13 protein-coding genes are annotated in these 16,582 nt (G+C 65.3%); 10 read left to right on the top strand and 3 right to left on the bottom strand.

Annotation, left to right across the window (positions count from 1 at the left end):
* Positions 1-25: 25 nt before the first annotated feature.
* The 3 genes from AC1RL5_RS01250 to AC1RL5_RS01240 all read right to left on the bottom strand — a co-directional run bounded on the left by AC1RL5_RS01250 (position 26) and on the right by AC1RL5_RS01240 (position 3,279).
* Positions 26-1,588 (bottom strand): TerC family protein, encoded by a 1,563-nt coding sequence (locus tag AC1RL5_RS01250; RefSeq protein WP_011061874.1) that lies wholly within the window; start codon positions 1,586-1,588, stop codon positions 26-28.
* Between the two features lie 356 nt (positions 1,589-1,944).
* A complete protein-coding gene (locus tag AC1RL5_RS01245) occupies positions 1,945-2,322 on the bottom strand; it encodes a VOC family protein (RefSeq protein WP_072450013.1) in 378 nt (125 codons plus the stop codon).
* A gap of 75 nt (positions 2,323-2,397) precedes the next feature.
* Positions 2,398-3,279: a LysR family transcriptional regulator gene (locus AC1RL5_RS01240; protein WP_011061876.1), complete on the bottom strand. Its 882-nt coding sequence runs from the start codon at positions 3,277-3,279 to the stop codon at positions 2,398-2,400.
* A 104-nt stretch (positions 3,280-3,383) separates the two neighbouring features.
* On the opposite strand from AC1RL5_RS01240, the gene AC1RL5_RS01235 reads away from it, so the two are divergent.
* The 10 genes from AC1RL5_RS01235 to AC1RL5_RS01190 all read left to right on the top strand — a co-directional run bounded on the left by AC1RL5_RS01235 (position 3,384) and on the right by AC1RL5_RS01190 (position 16,551).
* On the top strand, positions 3,384-3,881 hold the full coding sequence (locus AC1RL5_RS01235) for a GlcG/HbpS family heme-binding protein (protein WP_207239358.1): 498 nt from the start codon (positions 3,384-3,386) through the stop codon (positions 3,879-3,881).
* Entirely contained in the window at positions 3,878-5,419 is a 1,542-nt protein-coding gene (locus AC1RL5_RS01230; protein WP_011061878.1) for an MFS transporter, read from the top strand. The genes AC1RL5_RS01235 and AC1RL5_RS01230 overlap by 4 nt, the downstream gene beginning before the upstream one ends.
* Before the next feature lie 152 nt (positions 5,420-5,571).
* On the top strand, positions 5,572-6,636 hold the full coding sequence (locus AC1RL5_RS01225) for an NAD(P)/FAD-dependent oxidoreductase (RefSeq protein WP_492589026.1): 1,065 nt from the start codon (positions 5,572-5,574) through the stop codon (positions 6,634-6,636).
* Between the two features lie 118 nt (positions 6,637-6,754).
* The gene (gene poxB / locus AC1RL5_RS01220; protein ID WP_072450010.1) at positions 6,755-8,500 is read left to right on the top strand and encodes a ubiquinone-dependent pyruvate dehydrogenase; all 1,746 of its coding nucleotides are present in this window, start codon (positions 6,755-6,757) and stop codon (positions 8,498-8,500) included.
* Between the two features lie 515 nt (positions 8,501-9,015).
* Positions 9,016-10,629, top strand: coding sequence for a tryptophan 7-halogenase PrnA (prnA, locus tag AC1RL5_RS01215; RefSeq protein WP_207239360.1), 1,614 nt, complete (start codon positions 9,016-9,018; stop codon positions 10,627-10,629).
* Positions 10,629-11,714, top strand: coding sequence for a monodechloroaminopyrrolnitrin synthase PrnB (gene prnB / locus AC1RL5_RS01210; protein ID WP_492589027.1), 1,086 nt, complete (start codon positions 10,629-10,631; stop codon positions 11,712-11,714). Before prnA ends, prnB begins: the two co-directional genes overlap by 1 nt.
* A gap of 42 nt (positions 11,715-11,756) precedes the next feature.
* On the top strand, positions 11,757-13,460 hold the full coding sequence (prnC, locus tag AC1RL5_RS01205) for a monodechloroaminopyrrolnitrin halogenase PrnC (RefSeq protein WP_011061883.1): 1,704 nt from the start codon (positions 11,757-11,759) through the stop codon (positions 13,458-13,460).
* 24 nt (positions 13,461-13,484) lie between these two features.
* Positions 13,485-14,576, top strand: a complete 1,092-nt coding sequence (gene prnD, locus AC1RL5_RS01200) for an aminopyrrolnitrin oxygenase PrnD (RefSeq protein ID WP_019094365.1) — start codon at positions 13,485-13,487, stop codon at positions 14,574-14,576.
* A 154-nt stretch (positions 14,577-14,730) separates the two neighbouring features.
* Positions 14,731-15,966: a cation:proton antiporter gene (locus AC1RL5_RS01195; protein WP_019094363.1), complete on the top strand. Its 1,236-nt coding sequence runs from the start codon at positions 14,731-14,733 to the stop codon at positions 15,964-15,966.
* A 24-nt stretch (positions 15,967-15,990) separates the two neighbouring features.
* Positions 15,991-16,551 (top strand): flavin reductase family protein, encoded by a 561-nt coding sequence (locus tag AC1RL5_RS01190; RefSeq protein WP_053152433.1) that lies wholly within the window; start codon positions 15,991-15,993, stop codon positions 16,549-16,551.
* Positions 16,552-16,582 lie beyond the last annotated feature (31 nt).

Here is a 16,582-nt window from a genome sequence, read left to right as displayed (position 1 = left end):
GCTTGCCAGCGAAGAGGCCCCAGTGTCAGTCCACGCTCCTGCGCGACAGCAGCACCTGGGTTACCCGGCGCTCCTCCACTGCCCTGACCTGCAGGCTCCAGCCCGCCCACTCCACCCGATCGCCCTTGACCGGCAGGCGGTCCAGCAGGCTCATCACCAGACCGGCCAGGGTCTGGTAGTCCTCGGTGGGTTCTGCGCCGAAGCCGGTCCGCTGGCGTACCTGAGGCAGGTTCAGCGCACCATTGACCAGGAACCCGCCCTCTTCTTCGATCACATCCGGGCCTTCGATCTCGCTGGCATCCGGCAGCTCGCCGGCAATGGATTCGAGAATGTCGGTCATGGTCAGGATGCCCATGAAGTCACCGAATTCGTTGATCACAAAGGCAATGTGGGTGGACGCCTGGCGCATCTGTTCCAGGGCGTTGAGGATCGAAAAGCTGTCCAGCAGGTTGATGGTCTTGCGCGCCAGATGCTCAAGGTTCGGCTCGCTGCCCGCCAGGTACTCCTTGAGCAGTTCCTTCTTGTGCACGAAGCCCAAAGGCTCATCCACCGCGCCATCGCGAATCAGCGGCAGGCGCGAGTACGAAGAATGCATCAGCTTGGTACGAATACTCTCCGGGCTGTCCGTAAGGTCGATGCAGTCGACCTCGGCACGCACCGTCATCAGGCTGCGGATCGGCCGCTCCGCCAGTTGCAGCACACCACTGATCATCACCCGCTCACGGCGGTCGAACAGCTCGCTGCTGGGGGCCTCATCAGTTTCCAGCAAGTCGGCAATTTCCTCGCCCACTTCTTCCGCCGCCAGCCTGCGCCCACCCAGCAGGCGCATCACCGCATAGGCCGTGCGCTCGCGCATCGGCCGCAGGCCCTGCATGGATTTCTTGCGCCGGGCCCGGGCGATCTGGTTGAACACCTCGATCAGGATCGAGAAGCCGATGGCCGCATACAGGTAGCCCTTGGGAATATGGAAACCCAAGCCTTCGGCGGTCAGGCTGAAGCCGATCATCATCAAGAAGCCCAGGCACAGCATGATCACCGTCGGGTGCGCGTTGACAAAGCGGGTCAGCGGCTTGCTGGCGACGATCATCACGCCGATGGACACCACCACCGCGATCATCATCACCGACAGGTGCTCGACCATGCCCACCGCGGTGATCACCGCGTCCAGGGAGAACACCGCATCGAGCACCACGATCTGCGCCACGATCGGCCAGAACAAGGCGTAAGTGGTACTGCCGGCGCGCTGGCTGACATGGCCCTCCAGGCGCTCATGCAACTCCATGGTGGCCTTGAACAGCAGGAACACACCACCGAACAGCATGATCAGGTCACGCCCCGAGAAGCTGTGCTCGAAGACCTCGAACAGCGGCTGGGTCAGGGTCACCATCCACGAGATGCTGGCCAGCAGGCCCAGGCGCATCAACAACGCCAGGGACAGGCCGATGATCCGTGCACGGTCGCGCTGCTCGGGCGGCAGCTTGTCCGCGAGGATGGCGATAAACACCAGGTTGTCGATGCCCAGCACCAGCTCCAGGACGATCAGGGTCAAAAGGCCAAGCCAGGCCGTGGGGTCTGCGATCCATTCCATAACGACGACTCAAGTGCTCCGGAAAATTCAAACGGCCAGGCGCGACGCAGCGCCAAGGTGCAGGGGCTGCAAAACCTCGGGTACGGGCGGATAAAGGCAGGAAGTGGCAAGTGCCAGGCAAGTGCAACCGGGAGAATGGCTGCCTGAGCGTCTGGGGCTCAGGGCCGCCGGATGGCGCGAGAAGTCATGGGGCAAAGCGAGGAAAGAGCGCCGACTGGGGGGCTCCGAGAGCGTGTTCATGCAAGTCCTGAAGGAAAAAACGGACTTGGAGATTACAGGGAGGGCAAGGCGATTCCCCAGCGGGAAATCATTACAAGATTTTATCCGGCCCGCGTCTCTGACGCAGGCCGGCACCGCTACAACTGCTCGGAAATCTCGATCAGGTTCAGGTCCGGGTCCCGCAGGTACACCGAACGGATCGGGCCGGTGGCGCCGGTGCGCGGCACCGGCCCTTCGATGATCGGCCAGTTGGCCCGTTGCAGATGGGCAATCACCTGTTCCAGGGGCACGCTGGCGATGAAGCACAAATCCAGCGCCCCCGGCACCGGCAGGTGGGCCTTGGGCTCGAACTCCTGGCCGCGCACATGCAGGTTGATCTTCTGGTTGCCGTACTTGAAGGCCTTGCGCCCGCCGGCAAAGGTTTCCAGTTGCATGCCCAGCACGCGGACGTAGAAATCCTCGGCGGCAATCGGGTCGATGGTGGTCAGTACCAGGTGGTCAAGGTGGTCGATCATCGAAGACGCAGCTCCTGAAGCGAAAGGAATGGCCCGGGGATTATGCGACCCGGGCCATCGCTTGAACATGCCCCATCAGGCTTTGCCGCGGTACTCGCGCCGTACCTGCTCGATGTAGCGCACCACCGCCGGTGCCTGCTCGAAACGCCGGTGGATCAGCGACAGCCAGGACGTCGCCGAGCTGCCGCCAATCGGCCGGTACAGCACATGGGGCAGGCTGATGTGGCCCACCACCGACTCCGGCACCACTGCCACGCCCTGCCCCAGGGACACCAGGGCCAGTACCGCCACCAGGCCGCCGGGCTGGGGGCCCAGCTTGGGGGCGTAGGCACCCTGGGCCGCCACCTGCAAGGTGCCGCTGATCTGCTCCGGAAGAATGAAGGTTTCATTGAGCAGGTGTTCGGAGGCGATCTGCGGCAGGCGGCACAGCCAGGATTCATCGGACAGCGCCAGGACAAAGCCCTCGGCGTCCAGGCGAATGGCCTCGACCCCTTCCGGCAATGTCATGGGCGAGCGAATGTAGCCCACGTCCAGGCGACCATCGGCAATCCGCGCCGGCAGCGTCGCCATCGGGCACTCCCGCACGTTGAGGCTGACGTCCGGGCAGTCGCGGCCAAAGCCCTGCACCTGTTTCTGCAACAGCCCGCAATACACCGCCGAGGCCACATAGCCCAGTTCGATATGGCCGATCTCGCCGCGCCCGGCACGCTGGGCATTGCGCTGGGCAAACTCGAACTGGCGCACCGTGGCCTCGGCTTCCAGCAGCAGGGTGGCGCCGGCCTCGGTCAGGCTGACCTCGCGTTGCTGGCGCAGGAACAGCCGGGTGCCAAGGGTGTTCTCCATGTCCTGGATCTGCCGGCTCAGGGTGGGCGGGGCAATCCCCAATTGCTCGGCGGCGCGGGTGAAATTGCGCTGCCGGGCCACCGCCAGGAAGTAGCGAAAGTGACGAATTTCCATGATGGGCATTAGCTCAAAGGTAATGAACTGGTCGCCAGCAGCTAACGAAGACCACGAAAGGCCGGGATAAGCTGAGCGAACCTTCACAGTAGAGAGCCTCTGCCATGCGCGTCAAACCCCTGTTTCTGGCAATGATCACCTGCTGCGTGCTGCAGACTGCGGCAGCCGAGGACAGCCGCCCCGTCGTTGCCCACAAGGCAATCCTTACCCTGGACAACGCCCAGCGCCTGCTCAGGGCCGCCCAGCAAACCGCCCAGGCCAAGGGCTGGCCCTGCGCCGTGGCAATCGTCGACGACGGCGGCTGGCCGATACTGGGCGCGCGCATGGACGGCGCCCCGGTGGTGGCCGGAGTCGAGCTGGCCCAGGGCAAGGCACGCACCTCGGCGCTGTTCAAGCGGCCTTCCGGGGATCTGGAAAACGCCGTCAATGGCGGCCGCCCCGCGGCCCTCAGCGCCGGCCTGGTGATGATGAAAGGCGCCCAGCCGATCATCGTCGACGGCCAGGTGGTCGGCGCCATCGGGGTCAGTGCCGACACCCCGGCCCACGACGATGAAATCGCCCTGGCCGCCCTCGCCACCCTCAGTCGGCAGGCCACGCAATGAACCGCTCCGTCAACCCGCGCCTGACCCTGCTCACCGCCTCCGGGGTCTGTTCGCTGATCGTTCTGGACACCAACATCGTCGCCGTGGCGCTGCCGAGCATCGCCCGTGACCTGGGGGCCAACTTCGCCGATATCGAGTGGGTGGTCAGCGCCTACATGCTGGCCTTCGCCGCCCTGCTGCTGCCCGCCGGCAGCCTGGCCGACCGCTTCGGCCGCAAGCGCACCCTGCTCTGCGGCCTGGGCCTGTTCATCCTCGCCTCCCTGGGCTGCGGCGCGGCGCCCAACGCCCTGCTGCTGGACATCGCCCGGGCGCTCAAGGGGGTGGGCGCGGCGCTGCTGCTGACCTCGGCCCTGGCCTCCATCGGCCATACCTTCCACGACGAAGTGGAGCGGGCCAAGGCCTGGGCCTTCTGGGGCGCCTGCATGGGCATGGCCATGACTGCCGCGCCCACGGTCGGCGGGCTGATCACCGAGTACTTCGGCTGGCGCTGGATCTTCTACTTCAACCTGCCGGTGGGTGCGCTGCTGCTGTGGAGTGTGCTGCGCAACGTGCCGGAATCCCGCGATACCCAGGCGGCGCGCCTCGACCCCTGGGGCAGCCTGGCCTTCAGCGCCAGCCTGCTGTGCCTGATCTGGGGCCTGATCGAGGCCAACCGCATCGGCTGGAGCCATCCGGCCACCACCACCCGCCTGCTGGCAGGCGTGGCGCTGCTGGGGCTGTTCGTGCTGATCGAGCGGCTGCAAAGCCGGCCCATGGTGGACCTGCAACTGTTCCGCCACCCGCGCTTCATCGGCGCCCTGCTGGGCATGTTCGCCTACGCCGGCTGTGCCCAGGTGATGATGACGCTGCTGCCCTTCTACCTGCAGAACGGCCTGGGCTTCTCGGCCATCGCCTCGGGCCTGGGCATGCTGCCCTTCGCCCTGACCATGCTCATCTGCCCGCGGATCGGCGCACGCCTGGCCGGGCGCTATGCGCCGGCCACGCTGATGGCCGCAGGGCTGACCCTGGTGGGCTGCGGCAACCTGCTCAGCGCCTGGGCGGTACACGCCGGGGGCTACCTGAACTTCGCCCTGGCAATCGCCGTGACCGGCGCCGGGGCCGGCTTGCTCAATGGCGACACGCAGAAAAACATCATGGCCTGCGTGCCCCGGGAGCGCACCGGCATGGCCTCGGGCATGAGCACCACCATGCGCTTCAGCGCCATCATGCTGGCCATCGGGGTGTTCGGTGCGCTGCTGGCCAGCCATACCCAGCAGCTCTTGCAGGGCAGCCTGCACGCCGTGCCCGGGCACTGGCTGGAGCAGGCACCGGAGATTGCCTCACGGGTGGTGGCCGGGGACATGCAGGGCGCGATGGCCGGCTTGCCGCCCGATGCACGGGCCTTGGTCGAGCCCCTGGCCCGGCAGGCCTTTGTCGGTGGTTTCGGCCTGGTGCTGACGGTGGCCGGGATGCTCGCCCTGCTCGGCGCCCTGGTGGTGGGCCGGCTGATGCGCAACCCGCTGCCCCAGGCGTCGGGGCTGACGCTGAAGCTGCAATAGCCCAGGCACTGCACAAACCGCTGCCGCGCCTGCGGCAGCGGTCCTGGCCCGCCCGCTTGCAATTTCACAACACTCGTTCAATTGCTGGGGCAATCCGCCACGGTTAAGGTGCGCCCTTCGCAACGCGCCATTAAATGGATAACGAGGTGAGCGTGAGGCCTTCAAGCGTGATCGTGGTGGGCGCCGGGATTGTCGGCGCCGCCATTGCCTACCACCTGGCCCGCCAGGGCGCGCAGGTGACCGTGCTGGAACAGGACAGCCCGGGCTCGGGCGTCACCCGCCATTCCTTTGCCTGGATCAACCCCCACGGCGAGTTCCCGGCAGCCGCCCGCGCCCTGCGGGCCCAGGCGCTGGCAGACTACCGCCGCCTGCAGCACGAACTGCCGGCCTTGCAGATCCGCTGGTCCGGCGCGCTGACCTACGGCGCGGCCGACCAGCAAGCGCCAGATACCGACGAGCCAACCGCCGAGACCTCGACCCAGTGGCTGGACCGGGCCGGGGTTGGCCAACTGGAACCCCACCTGCAAGTGCTGCCGGAGCGTGCCCGCTATGCACCCGGCGAAGGCAGCCTGGACCCGGTGGCCGCCACCCGCACCCTGCTCGATGCGGCCTGCACCCACGGCGCCCGGATGTTCGACCAGACCCGGGTACTTGGCTTGCGGGTCGAAGGCCAGCGGGTACTCGGAGTAAACACCGCCGCCGGGCTCCACCGTGCCGACCAGGTGCTGCTCGCCAGCGGCTGCGCCACCCCGGCCCTGCTCGCGCCCCTGGGTATTCAGTTGCCGGTGCAGGCCTCGCCGTCGATCCTGATCCGCATCAATGCGCCACCGGGCCTGGTCAAGACCCTAGTCTCCAACAGCCAATTGGAAATCCGCGAAGCGGCGGACGGCAGCCTGCTGCTGGCCGAGGACTATATCGATGCCCAGGGTCCACAGGGGCCCGAGGCCATCGCGCAACAGGCCCTGGCCAGCATCCGCCAGCTGTTCCGTGGCGCCCAGGCCATCACCTTGCGCAGCGTGGAAGTCGGCCAGCGGCCGATGCCCGGGGACCAACTGCCGATCATCGGCCCCAGCACCCGCTACCAGGGCCTGTACCTGGCGGTGATGCACGCCGGCGTGACCCTGGCCCCCACGGTGGCACGCCTGATCTGCCAGGAACTGCTGCACGGGCAAACCTGCGCCGAACTGGCCGCCTGCCGACCGGCACGCTTCGCCTGAACACCAGCCCCTGTCGCCACACCACGGCAGGGCCTGCAAGATTTCACGGAATCATCCGCCCTCGCCTGTTGTCCTCTTTTGATTGCACGACTTCTTAAGCGGACCGCAGGAGCTCTTCATGGCGAACATCACCATCGCCCAGCAACTGGCAACCACCCTTGAACAGGCCGGGGTCAAGCGTATCTGGGGGCTGACCGGCGACAGCCTCAACGGCCTCACCGACGCTCTGCACAGCATGCAGACCATCGAGTGGATGCATGTGCGCCACGAAGAGGTGGCCGCCTTTGCCGCCGGCGCCGAAGCCGCCACCACCGGGCAACTGGCGGTGTGCGCCGGCAGCTGCGGGCCGGGCAACCTGCACCTGATCAATGGCCTGTTCGACTGTCACCGCAACCATGTGCCGGTACTGGCCATCGCCGCACAGATCCCCTCCTCGGAGATCGGCCTCGACTATTTTCAGGAAACCCACCCTCAGGAGCTGTTCAAGGAGTGCAGCCACTTCGTCGAACTGGTGAGCAACCCGGCGCAGATGCCCGAGGTGCTCCACCGGGCCATGCGCAGCGCGATCCTCAACCGCGGCGTGGCAGTGGTGGTGATCCCCGGCGACGTGGCCCTGCAACAGGTGCCCGCCGCCAGCAAGCCATGGCCGGCCCTGCACGCACCGCGCACCCTGCCCGCCCCGCACGACCTGGACAAGCTGGTGGAACTGCTGAGCCAGAGCAAGGCCGTGACCCTGCTCTGCGGCAGCGGCTGCGCCGGTGCCCACGATCAGGTGGTGGCCCTGGCCGATGCCCTCGGTGCACCGGTGGTGCACGCGCTGCGCGGCAAGGAGCACGTGGAGTGGGACAACCCCTTCGACGTCGGCATGACCGGCCTGATCGGCTTCAGCTCCGGCTACCACGCCATGCTCAACTGCGACACCCTGGTGATGCTCGGCACCGACTTTCCCTATCGCCAGTTCTACCCCAGCGACGCCTGCGTCATACAGATCGACCGCAACCCCCAGGCCCTGGGCCGGCGAGTGCCACTGGACCTGGGGATCGCCGCCGACGTCGGCGAAACCCTCGCCGCACTGCTGCCGCGCCTGCCCTATAAGGGCGACCGCCGCTTTCTCGAAGAATCCCTCAAGCACTACGCCAAGGCGCGCCAGGGCCTGGACGACCTGGCCCAGCCCTCGCCCGCTGGCCGGCCGATCCACCCGCAGTACCTGACCCGGCTGCTCAGCGAACTGGCAGACCAAGACGCCATCTTCACTGCCGACGTCGGCACCCCCACGGTGTGGGCCGCGCGCTACCTGAAAATGAACGGCCAGCGGCGCCTGCTGGGCTCTTTCAACCACGGCTCCATGGCCAACGCCATGCCCCAGGCCATGGGCGCCCAGGCCGCCTTCCCCCAGCGCCAGGTGATCTCGCTGTCCGGCGATGGCGGCTTCAGCATGCTGATGGGCGACTTCATCTCCCTGGCCCAGCTCAAGCTGCCGGTGAAGATCGTGGTCTACGACAACGCCTCCCTGGGTTTTGTCGCCATGGAAATGAAATCCGCCGGCTACCTGGACACCGGCACCGACCTGCACAACCCGGACTTTGCCGCCATGGCCAACGCCATGGGCATTCTCGGCCTGCGGGTGGAAAACTCCGAAGAACTGGAAGGCGCCCTGCGCACCGCCCTGGCCCATGACGGCCCGGTGCTGGTGGACGTGGTCACCGCCACCCAGGAACTGGCCATGCCGCCGGCCATCAAGCTGGAACAGGCCAAGGGCTTCAGCCTGTACATGCTCAAGGCGGTGATGAGCGGGCGTGGCGACGAGGTGATCGAACTGGCCAGGACCAATTGGCTCAAGGACAGTTGGTTCAAGATCACCTAGAAAGGCTCTACCCCCGGGCATGCCATCGCAGCCTCTAATGCACCCACATTAGAGGCCTGTGTCCATGAAAAGGGTGGCAGTAGCATCCATCGAGGGTGGCGTTGGGAAAACCACCTCCCCGCCTCGCTTCTCATCCATCAAGACGTTTCGACTGCACGCCAACGGATTGGCCGTAAGCACAAGCGGGACAAGAAAACCGTCGCGTTCCTTCAGTGATCCGATCATTTTTGAGCGGCTCGCCTCTCTCAAGATCGGTGGCGGATGAAGGCATGCCCAAACTTCAGCCCCTCCCTCAGCGGCCGACTGATCAGGCGCAAAAAACCTACGCAATATTTTCCTTTAGACCAAATGCCTTTGCTTTTTTGAATGCTAATTCGGAAACGGAAGGTGCATCGCTTTTCCGGCAGGCTAGAGTCTAAAACCGACAAGCACATTGATGTGCCTCTTGCACGGATGCACAGAGACTGGCGGCCTTCCCCTCCTCACAGACAGCCCGCCTCGAAACAGGGAGTGTTATGAACAAGCCAATCAAGAATATCGTCATCGTGGGCGGCGGCACCGCGGGCTGGATGGCCGCTTCGTACCTCGTCCGGGCGCTCCAACAGCAGGTAAACATCACGCTCATCGAGTCTGCGGCGATCCCCCGGATCGGCGTGGGCGAGGCGACCATCCCGAGTTTGCAGAAGGTGTTCTTCGACTTCCTCGGGATACCGGAGCGGGAGTGGATGCCCCAAGTGAACGGCGCCTTCAAGGCCGCGATCAAGTTCGTGAACTGGAGAAAATCTCCCGACCCATCGCGCGAAGATTACTTCTACCATTTGTTCGGCAGCGTGCCGAACTGCGACGGCGTGCCGCTTACCCACTACTGGCTGCGCAAGCGCGAACAGGGCTTCCAGCAGCCGATGGCGTACGCGTGCTATCCGCAGCCCGGGGCCCTCGACGGCAAGCTGGCACCCTGCCTGGCCGACGGCACCCGCCAGATGTCCCACGCGTGGCACTTCGACGCGCACCTGGTGGCCGACTTCTTGAAGCGCTGGGCCGTCGAGCGCGGGGTGAATCGCGTGGTCGACGAGGTCGTGGAGGTTCAACTGAACGACCGCGGCTACATCTCCACCCTGTTAACCAAGGAAGGGCGGACGCTGGAGGCGGACCTGTTCATCGATTGCTCCGGCATGCGGGGGCTCCTGATCAATCAGGCCCTGAAGGAACCCTTCATCGACATGTCCGACTACCTGCTGTGCGACAGCGCGGTCGCCAGCGCCGTGCCCAACGACGACGCGCGCGAGGGGGTCGAGCCTTACACCTCCGCGATTGCCATGAACTCGGGATGGACCTGGAAGATTCCGATGCTGGGCCGGTTCGGCAGCGGCTACGTCTTCTCGAGCAAGTTCACCTCGCGCGACCAGGCCACCGCCGACTTCCTCCAACTCTGGGGCCTCTCGGACAATCAGCCGCTCAACCAGATCAAGTTCCGGGTCGGGCGCAACAAGCGGGCGTGGGTCAACAACTGCGTCTCGATCGGGCTGTCGTCGTGCTTTCTGGAGCCCCTGGAATCGACGGGAATCTACTTCATCTACGCGGCGCTTTACCAACTCGTGAAGCACTTCCCAGACACCTCGTTCGACCCGCGGTTGCGCGACGCATTCAACGCCGAGATCGTCTACATGTTCGACGACTGCCGGGACTTCGTCCAGGCGCACTATTTCACTACGTCGCGCGAAGACACGCCGTTCTGGCTAGCGAACCGGCACGAACTGCGGCTCTCGGACGCCATCCAGGAGAAGGTTGAGCGCTACAAGGCCGGGCTGCCACTGACCACCACCTCGTTCGACGATTCCACGTACTACGAGACCTTCGACTACGAATTCAAGAACTTCTGGTTGAACGGCAACTACTACTGCATCTTTGCCGGCCTGGGCATGCTGCCCGACCGGTCGCTGCCGCTCCTGCAGCACCGACCGGAGTCGATCCAGAAGGCCGAGGCGATGTTCGCCAGCATCCGGCGCGAAGCCGAGCGCCTGCGCACGAGCCTGCCGACGAACTACGACTACCTGCGGTCACTGCGTGACGGCGCGCAGCTGTCGCGCAACCAGCACGGGCCGACGCTCGCGGCTCAGGAACGCCAGTAGTGGAACGCACCTTGAACCGGGTATCCGCATTCGCGGCCACGCACGCTGCCGTGGCGGCCTGCGATCCGCTACAGGCGCGCGCGCTGGTTCTGCAGCTGCCGGCCCTGAACCGTGACAAGGACGTGCCCGGCATCGTCGGCCTGCTGCGCGAGTTCCTCCCGGTGCGCGGCGTGCCCTCCAGCTGGGGCTTCGTCGAAGCCGCCGCCGCGATGCGGGACATCGGTTTCTTCCTGGGGTCGCTCAAGCGGCACGGACATGAGCCCGTGGACCTGGTGCCTGGGCTTGAACGGGTGCTGCTCGACCTGGCACGGGTGACCGACTTGCCGCCGCGCGAGACACTCCTGCATGTGACGGTCTGGAACCCGGCGGCGGCCGATGCGCAGCGGAGCTACACCGGGCTGCCCGACGAAGCGCACCTGCTCGAGAGCGTGCGCATTTCGATGGCGGCCCTCGAGGCGGCCATCGCGTTGACCGTCGAGCTGTCCGATGTATCCCTGCGCTCGCCCGCGTTCGCGCAAGGGTGCGATGAGCTGGAAGCCTACCTGCAGAAAATGGTCGAATCGATCGTCTACGCGTATCGCTTCATCTCGCCCCAGGTCTTCTACGATGAGCTGCGCCCCTTCTACGAACCGATTCGAGTCGGGGGCCAGAGCTACCTCGGCCCCGGTGCCGTAGAAATGCCCCTCTTCGTGCTGGAGCACGTCCTGTGGGGCTCGCAATCGGACGACCCAGCTTATCGAGAATTCAAAGAGACGTACCTGCCCTACGTGCTTCCCGCGTACAGGGCGGTCTACGCTCGGTTCTCCACAAAGCCGGCGCTCATCGACCGCGCGCTCGACGAGGCGCGAGCGGCGGGTACGCAGGGCGAGCACGTCCGGGCTGGGCTGACGGCCCTCGAGCGGGTCTTCAAGGTCCTGCTGCGCTTCCGGGCGCCTCACCTCAAATTGGCGGAGCGGGCATACGAAGCCGGGCGCAGCGGCCCCACAACCGGCAGCGGGGGCTACGCGCCCAGCATGCTCGGCGATCTACTCACGCTCACCTGTGCCGCGCGGTCCCGCATCCGCGCCGCGCTCGATGAATCCTGATGCGCGCGACCCAGTGTTATCTCACAAGGAGAGTTTGCCCCCATGACTCAGAAGAGCCCCGCGAACGGACACGATAGCAACCACTTCGACGTAATCATCCTCGGTTCGGGCATGTCCGGTACCCAGATGGGGGCCATCCTGGCCAAACAACAGTTTCGCGTGCTGATCATCGAGCAGTCGTCGCACCCGCGGTTCACGATCGGCGAATCGTCGATCCCCGAAACGTCTCTCATGAACCGCATCATCGCTGATCGCTACGACATTCCGGAGCTCGGCCACATCACCTCGTTCTACTCGACGCAGCGTTACGTTTCGTCGAGCACGGGCATCAAGCGCAACTTCGGCTTCGTGTTCCACAAACCTGGCCAGGAGCACGACCCGAAGGAGTTCACCCAGTGCGTCATTCCCGAGCTGCCGTGGGGGCCGGAGAGCCATTATTACCGGCAGGACGTCGACGCCTATCTGTTGCAAGCGGCCATCAAATATGGCTGCACGGTCCGCCAGAAGACGAGCGTGACCGAATATCACGCGGACAAGGACGGCGTCGCGGTGACCACCGCCGAGGGCGAGCGGTTCACCGGCCGGTACATGATCGACTGCGGAGGCCCCGGCGCGCCGCTGGCGACCAAGTTCGGGCTCCGCGAAGAACCGTGTCGCTTCAAGACGCACTCGCGCAGCCTCTACACGCACATGCTCGGGGTCAAGCCGTTCGACGACATCTTCAAGGTCAAGGGGCAGCGCTGGCGCTGGCACGAAGGAACCCTGCACCACATGTTCACCGGCGGCTGGCTCTGGGTGATTCCGTTCAACAACCACCCGCGCTCGACCAATAACCTGGTGAGCGTCGGCCTGCAGCTCGACCCGCGTGTCTACCCGAAAACCGACATTCCCGCGCAGCAGGAATTCGACGAGTTCCTCGCGCGGTTCCCGAGCATCGGCGCTCAGTTCCGGGACGCCGTGCCGGTGCGCGACTGGGTCAAGACCGACCGCCTGCAGTTCTCGTCGAACGCCTGCGTCGGCGACCGCTACTGCCTGATGCTGCACGCGAACGGGTTCATCGACCCGCTCTTCTCCCGGGGGCTCGAGAACACCGCGGTGACCATCCACGCGCTCGCGGCGCGCCTCATCAAGGCGCTACGCGACGACGACTTCTCCCCCGAGCGCTTCGAGTACATCGAGCGCCTGCAGCAAAAGCTTTTGGACCACAACGACGACTTCGTCAGCTGCTGCTACACGGCGTTCTCGGACTTCCGCCTATGGGACGCGTTCCACCGGCTGTGGGCGGTCGGCACTATCCTCGGGCAGTTCCGGCTGGTGCAAGCCCACGCGAGGTTTCGCGCGTCGCGCGACGAGGGCGACCTCGATCACCTCGACAACGACCCGCCGTACCTCGGGTACCTGTGCGCGGACATGGAGCAGTACTACCAGTTGTTCAACGACGCCAAAGCCGAGGTCGAGGCCGTGAGCGCCGGGCACAAGTCGGCCGAGGAGGCCGCGTTGCGGATTCACGCCCTCATCGACGAACGAGACTTCGCCAAGCCGATGTTCGGCTTCGGGTACTGCATCACCGGGGACAAGCCGCAGCTCAACAACTCGAAGTACAGCCTGATACCGGCGATGAAGCTGATGTACTGGACGCAAACCCGCGCGCCGGCAGAGGTGAAGAAGTACTTCGACTACAACCCGATGTTCGCGCTGCTCAAGGCGTACATCACCACCCGCATCGGCTTGGCTCTGAAGAAGTAGTCGGCCAAGGACGGCACACACGCGATGAACAACATTCAATTGGATCAAGCGAGCGTCAAGAAGCATCCCCCGGGGGCGTACGACGCGACCACACGCGTGGCCGCGAGCTGGTACGTCGCGATGCGCTCGAACGACCTCAGGGACAAGCCGAAGGAGTTGACGCTCTTTGGCCGTCCGTACGTGGCGTGGCGCGCAGCGACGGGGCAGGCCGTGGTGATGGACCGCCACTGCTCGCACCTGGGCGCGAACCTGGCTGACGGGCGGATCAAGGACGGGTGCATCCAGTGCCCGTTTCACCACTGGCGCTACGACGAGCAAGGCAAGTGCGTTCACATCCCCGGACACAGCGAGGTGGTGCGCCAGCTCGAGCCGGTGCCACGCGCGGCGCGCCAGCCGACGTTGGTCACCACCGAGCGATACGGCTACGTGTGGGTCTGGTACGGCTCCCCGCAGCCGCTGCACCCGCTGCCCGAAATCACCGCAGCCGACGTCGACAACGGCGACTTCATGCACCTGCACTTCGCGTTCGAGACGACGACGGCGGTCTTGCGGATCGTCGAGAACTTCTACGACGCACAGCACGCGACCCCCGTGCACGCGCTTCCGATCTCGGCCTTCGAGCTCAAGCTCTTCGACGACTGGAGCCGGTGGCCGGAGGTTGAGTCGCTGGCCCGGGCGGGCGCCTGGTTCGGTGCCGGGATCGACTTCCACGTGAACCGCTATTTCGGCCCCCTCGGCATGCTGTCGCGCGCGCTCGGCCTGAACATGTCGCAGATGAACCTGCACTTCGATGGCTACCCCGGCGGGTGCGTCATGACCGTTGCCCTGGACGCAGACGTCAAATACAAACTGCTCCAGTGTGTGACACCGGTGAGCGACGGCAAGAACATCATGCACATGCTCATCTCGATCAAGAAGGTGGGCGGCGTCCTGCGCCGTGCGACCGACTTCGTGCTGTTCGGGCTGCAGACCAGACAGGCAGCGGGGTACGACGTCAAAATCTGGAACGGGATGAAGCCCGACGGCGGCGGCGCGTACAGCAAGTACGACAAGCTCGTGCTCAAGTACCGTGCGTTCTACCGCGGCTGGGTCGACCGTGTCGCGAGTGAGCAGTAATGCGTGAGGCCGAGCCGGTAGCGGCCGCGTCGCGCTGCCCGGCGCTTGCGAACCTTTCGAGCTGCGTCACGGAGATCACGGCGTACGGCGCGGCGGGCCCGCTTGGGCTCGCGGCCACCCGCTTGGTGTCGGTGTCGCTCTTTGCGAGGTATCCATGACCATCTGGCTGTTGCAACTCGTGCTGGTGATCGCGCTCTGCAACCTCTGCGGCCGCCTTGCCGAACGGCTCGGCCAGTGCGCGGTGGTCGGCGAGATCGCGGCCGGCCTGCTGTTGGGGCCTTCGCTGTTCGGCGTGATCGCACCGAGTTTCTACGACCTGTTGTTCGGCCCACGTACGCTGTCAGCCATGGCGCAAGTCGGCGAAGTCGGCCTGATACTGCTGATGTTTCAGATCGGTCTGCATATGGAGTTGAGCGAGACGCTGCGCGGCAAGCGCTGGCGCATACCTGTCGCGATCGCGGCGGGCGGGCTCATCGCGCCGGCCGCGATCGGCATGATCGTCGCCATCGTCTCGAAAGATACGCTCGCCAGCGACGTGCCGGCGCTGCCCTACATACTCTTTTGCGGTGTCGCGCTTGCGGTATCAGCGGTGCCGGTGATGGCGCGCATCATCGACGACCTGGCGCTCGGCGCCATGGTCGGCGCACGGCACGCAATGTCTGCCGCGATGCTGACGGATGCGCTCGGCTGGATGCTGCTGGCAACGATTGCCTCGCTATCGAGCGGGCCTGGCTGGGCATTTGCGCACATGCTCGTCAGCCTGCTCGTGTACCTGGTGCTATGCGCGCTCCTGGTGCGCTTCGTGGTGCGACCGGTGCTTGCGCGGCTCGCCTCGACTGCGCATGCGACGCGCGACCGCTTGGCCGTGTTGCTCTGCTTTGTAATAGCCTCGGCACTCGCGACGTCGCTGATCGGATTCCATAGTGCATTTGGCGCACTTGCGGCGGCGCTGTTCGTGCGGCGCGTGCCCGGCGTCGCGAAGGAGTGGCGCGATAACGTCGAAGGTTTCGTCAAGCTTGTACTGATGCCGGTGTTCTTCGCGTGTGCGGGGCTGCATGCGTCGGTCGGCACGATCGACGACGCGGCATCCTGGATGTGGTGCGGGGTATTCCTCGTGGGCGGATTCATCGGCAAGTTCGGCGGCAGCTATCTGGGCGCGCGTGGCACAGGGCTGGCGCCGCACGATGCGATGCTGGTGAGCTCGTTGATGAATACGCGCGGGTTGATGGAGCTGATCGTCCTGTCAATCGGCCTGCAAATGCAGATTCTTCCGCCAAAGGTCTACACGATCCTCGTTGTGTTCGCACTGGTGACGACGGCGCTGACCGCACCGCTGGTTCGATTCACGCTGCGCATGCAAACCCGCGCAATGAGCCAACAGGCCGCCTGAGCCAGCTTGAGGGGAGAGCTCACCATGAATGCTGCCACCGAAACCAAAGTTCACGATTTGCTCGATGCCGAGGGCCGCGATGTCCGCGATGCCCGTGAACTGCGCAACGTGCTGGGGCAGTTTGCTACCGGTGTGACCGTGATCACCACCCGCACCGCTGACGGCCGCAACGTCGGCGTGACGGCCAACTCGTTCTCCTCACTGTCGCTGTCACCGGCGCTGGTGCTCTGGAGCCTGGCACGCACGGCACCGAGCCTGAAGGCCTTTTGCTCGGCGAGCCACTTCGCCATCAACGTACTGGGCGCGCACCAGCACCACCTGTCGGAGCAGTTCGCACGGGCAGCAGCCGACAAGTTCGCCGGTGTAGCTCATTCCTATGGCAAGGCGGGAGCCCCGGTGCTGGACGATGTGGTGGCAGTGCTGGTGTGCCGCAACGTCACCCAGTACGAGGGCGGTGACCACCTGATCTTCATTGGCGAGATCGAACAATACCGCTACAGCGGCGCAGAACCGCTGGTCTTCCATGCAGGCCAGTACCGGGGTCTAGGGAGCAATAGAGCAGAAAGCGTCCTCAAGCACGAATAGCCCGGCTCATGTGATCTTTTGCCGGGAAGGG

The organism is Pseudomonas sp. GW822-FHT06D10 (assembly GCF_058799535.1).
The sequence above is the reverse complement of the archived record's forward strand: the minus strand, read 5'-3'. Positions and strand labels throughout refer to the sequence as shown.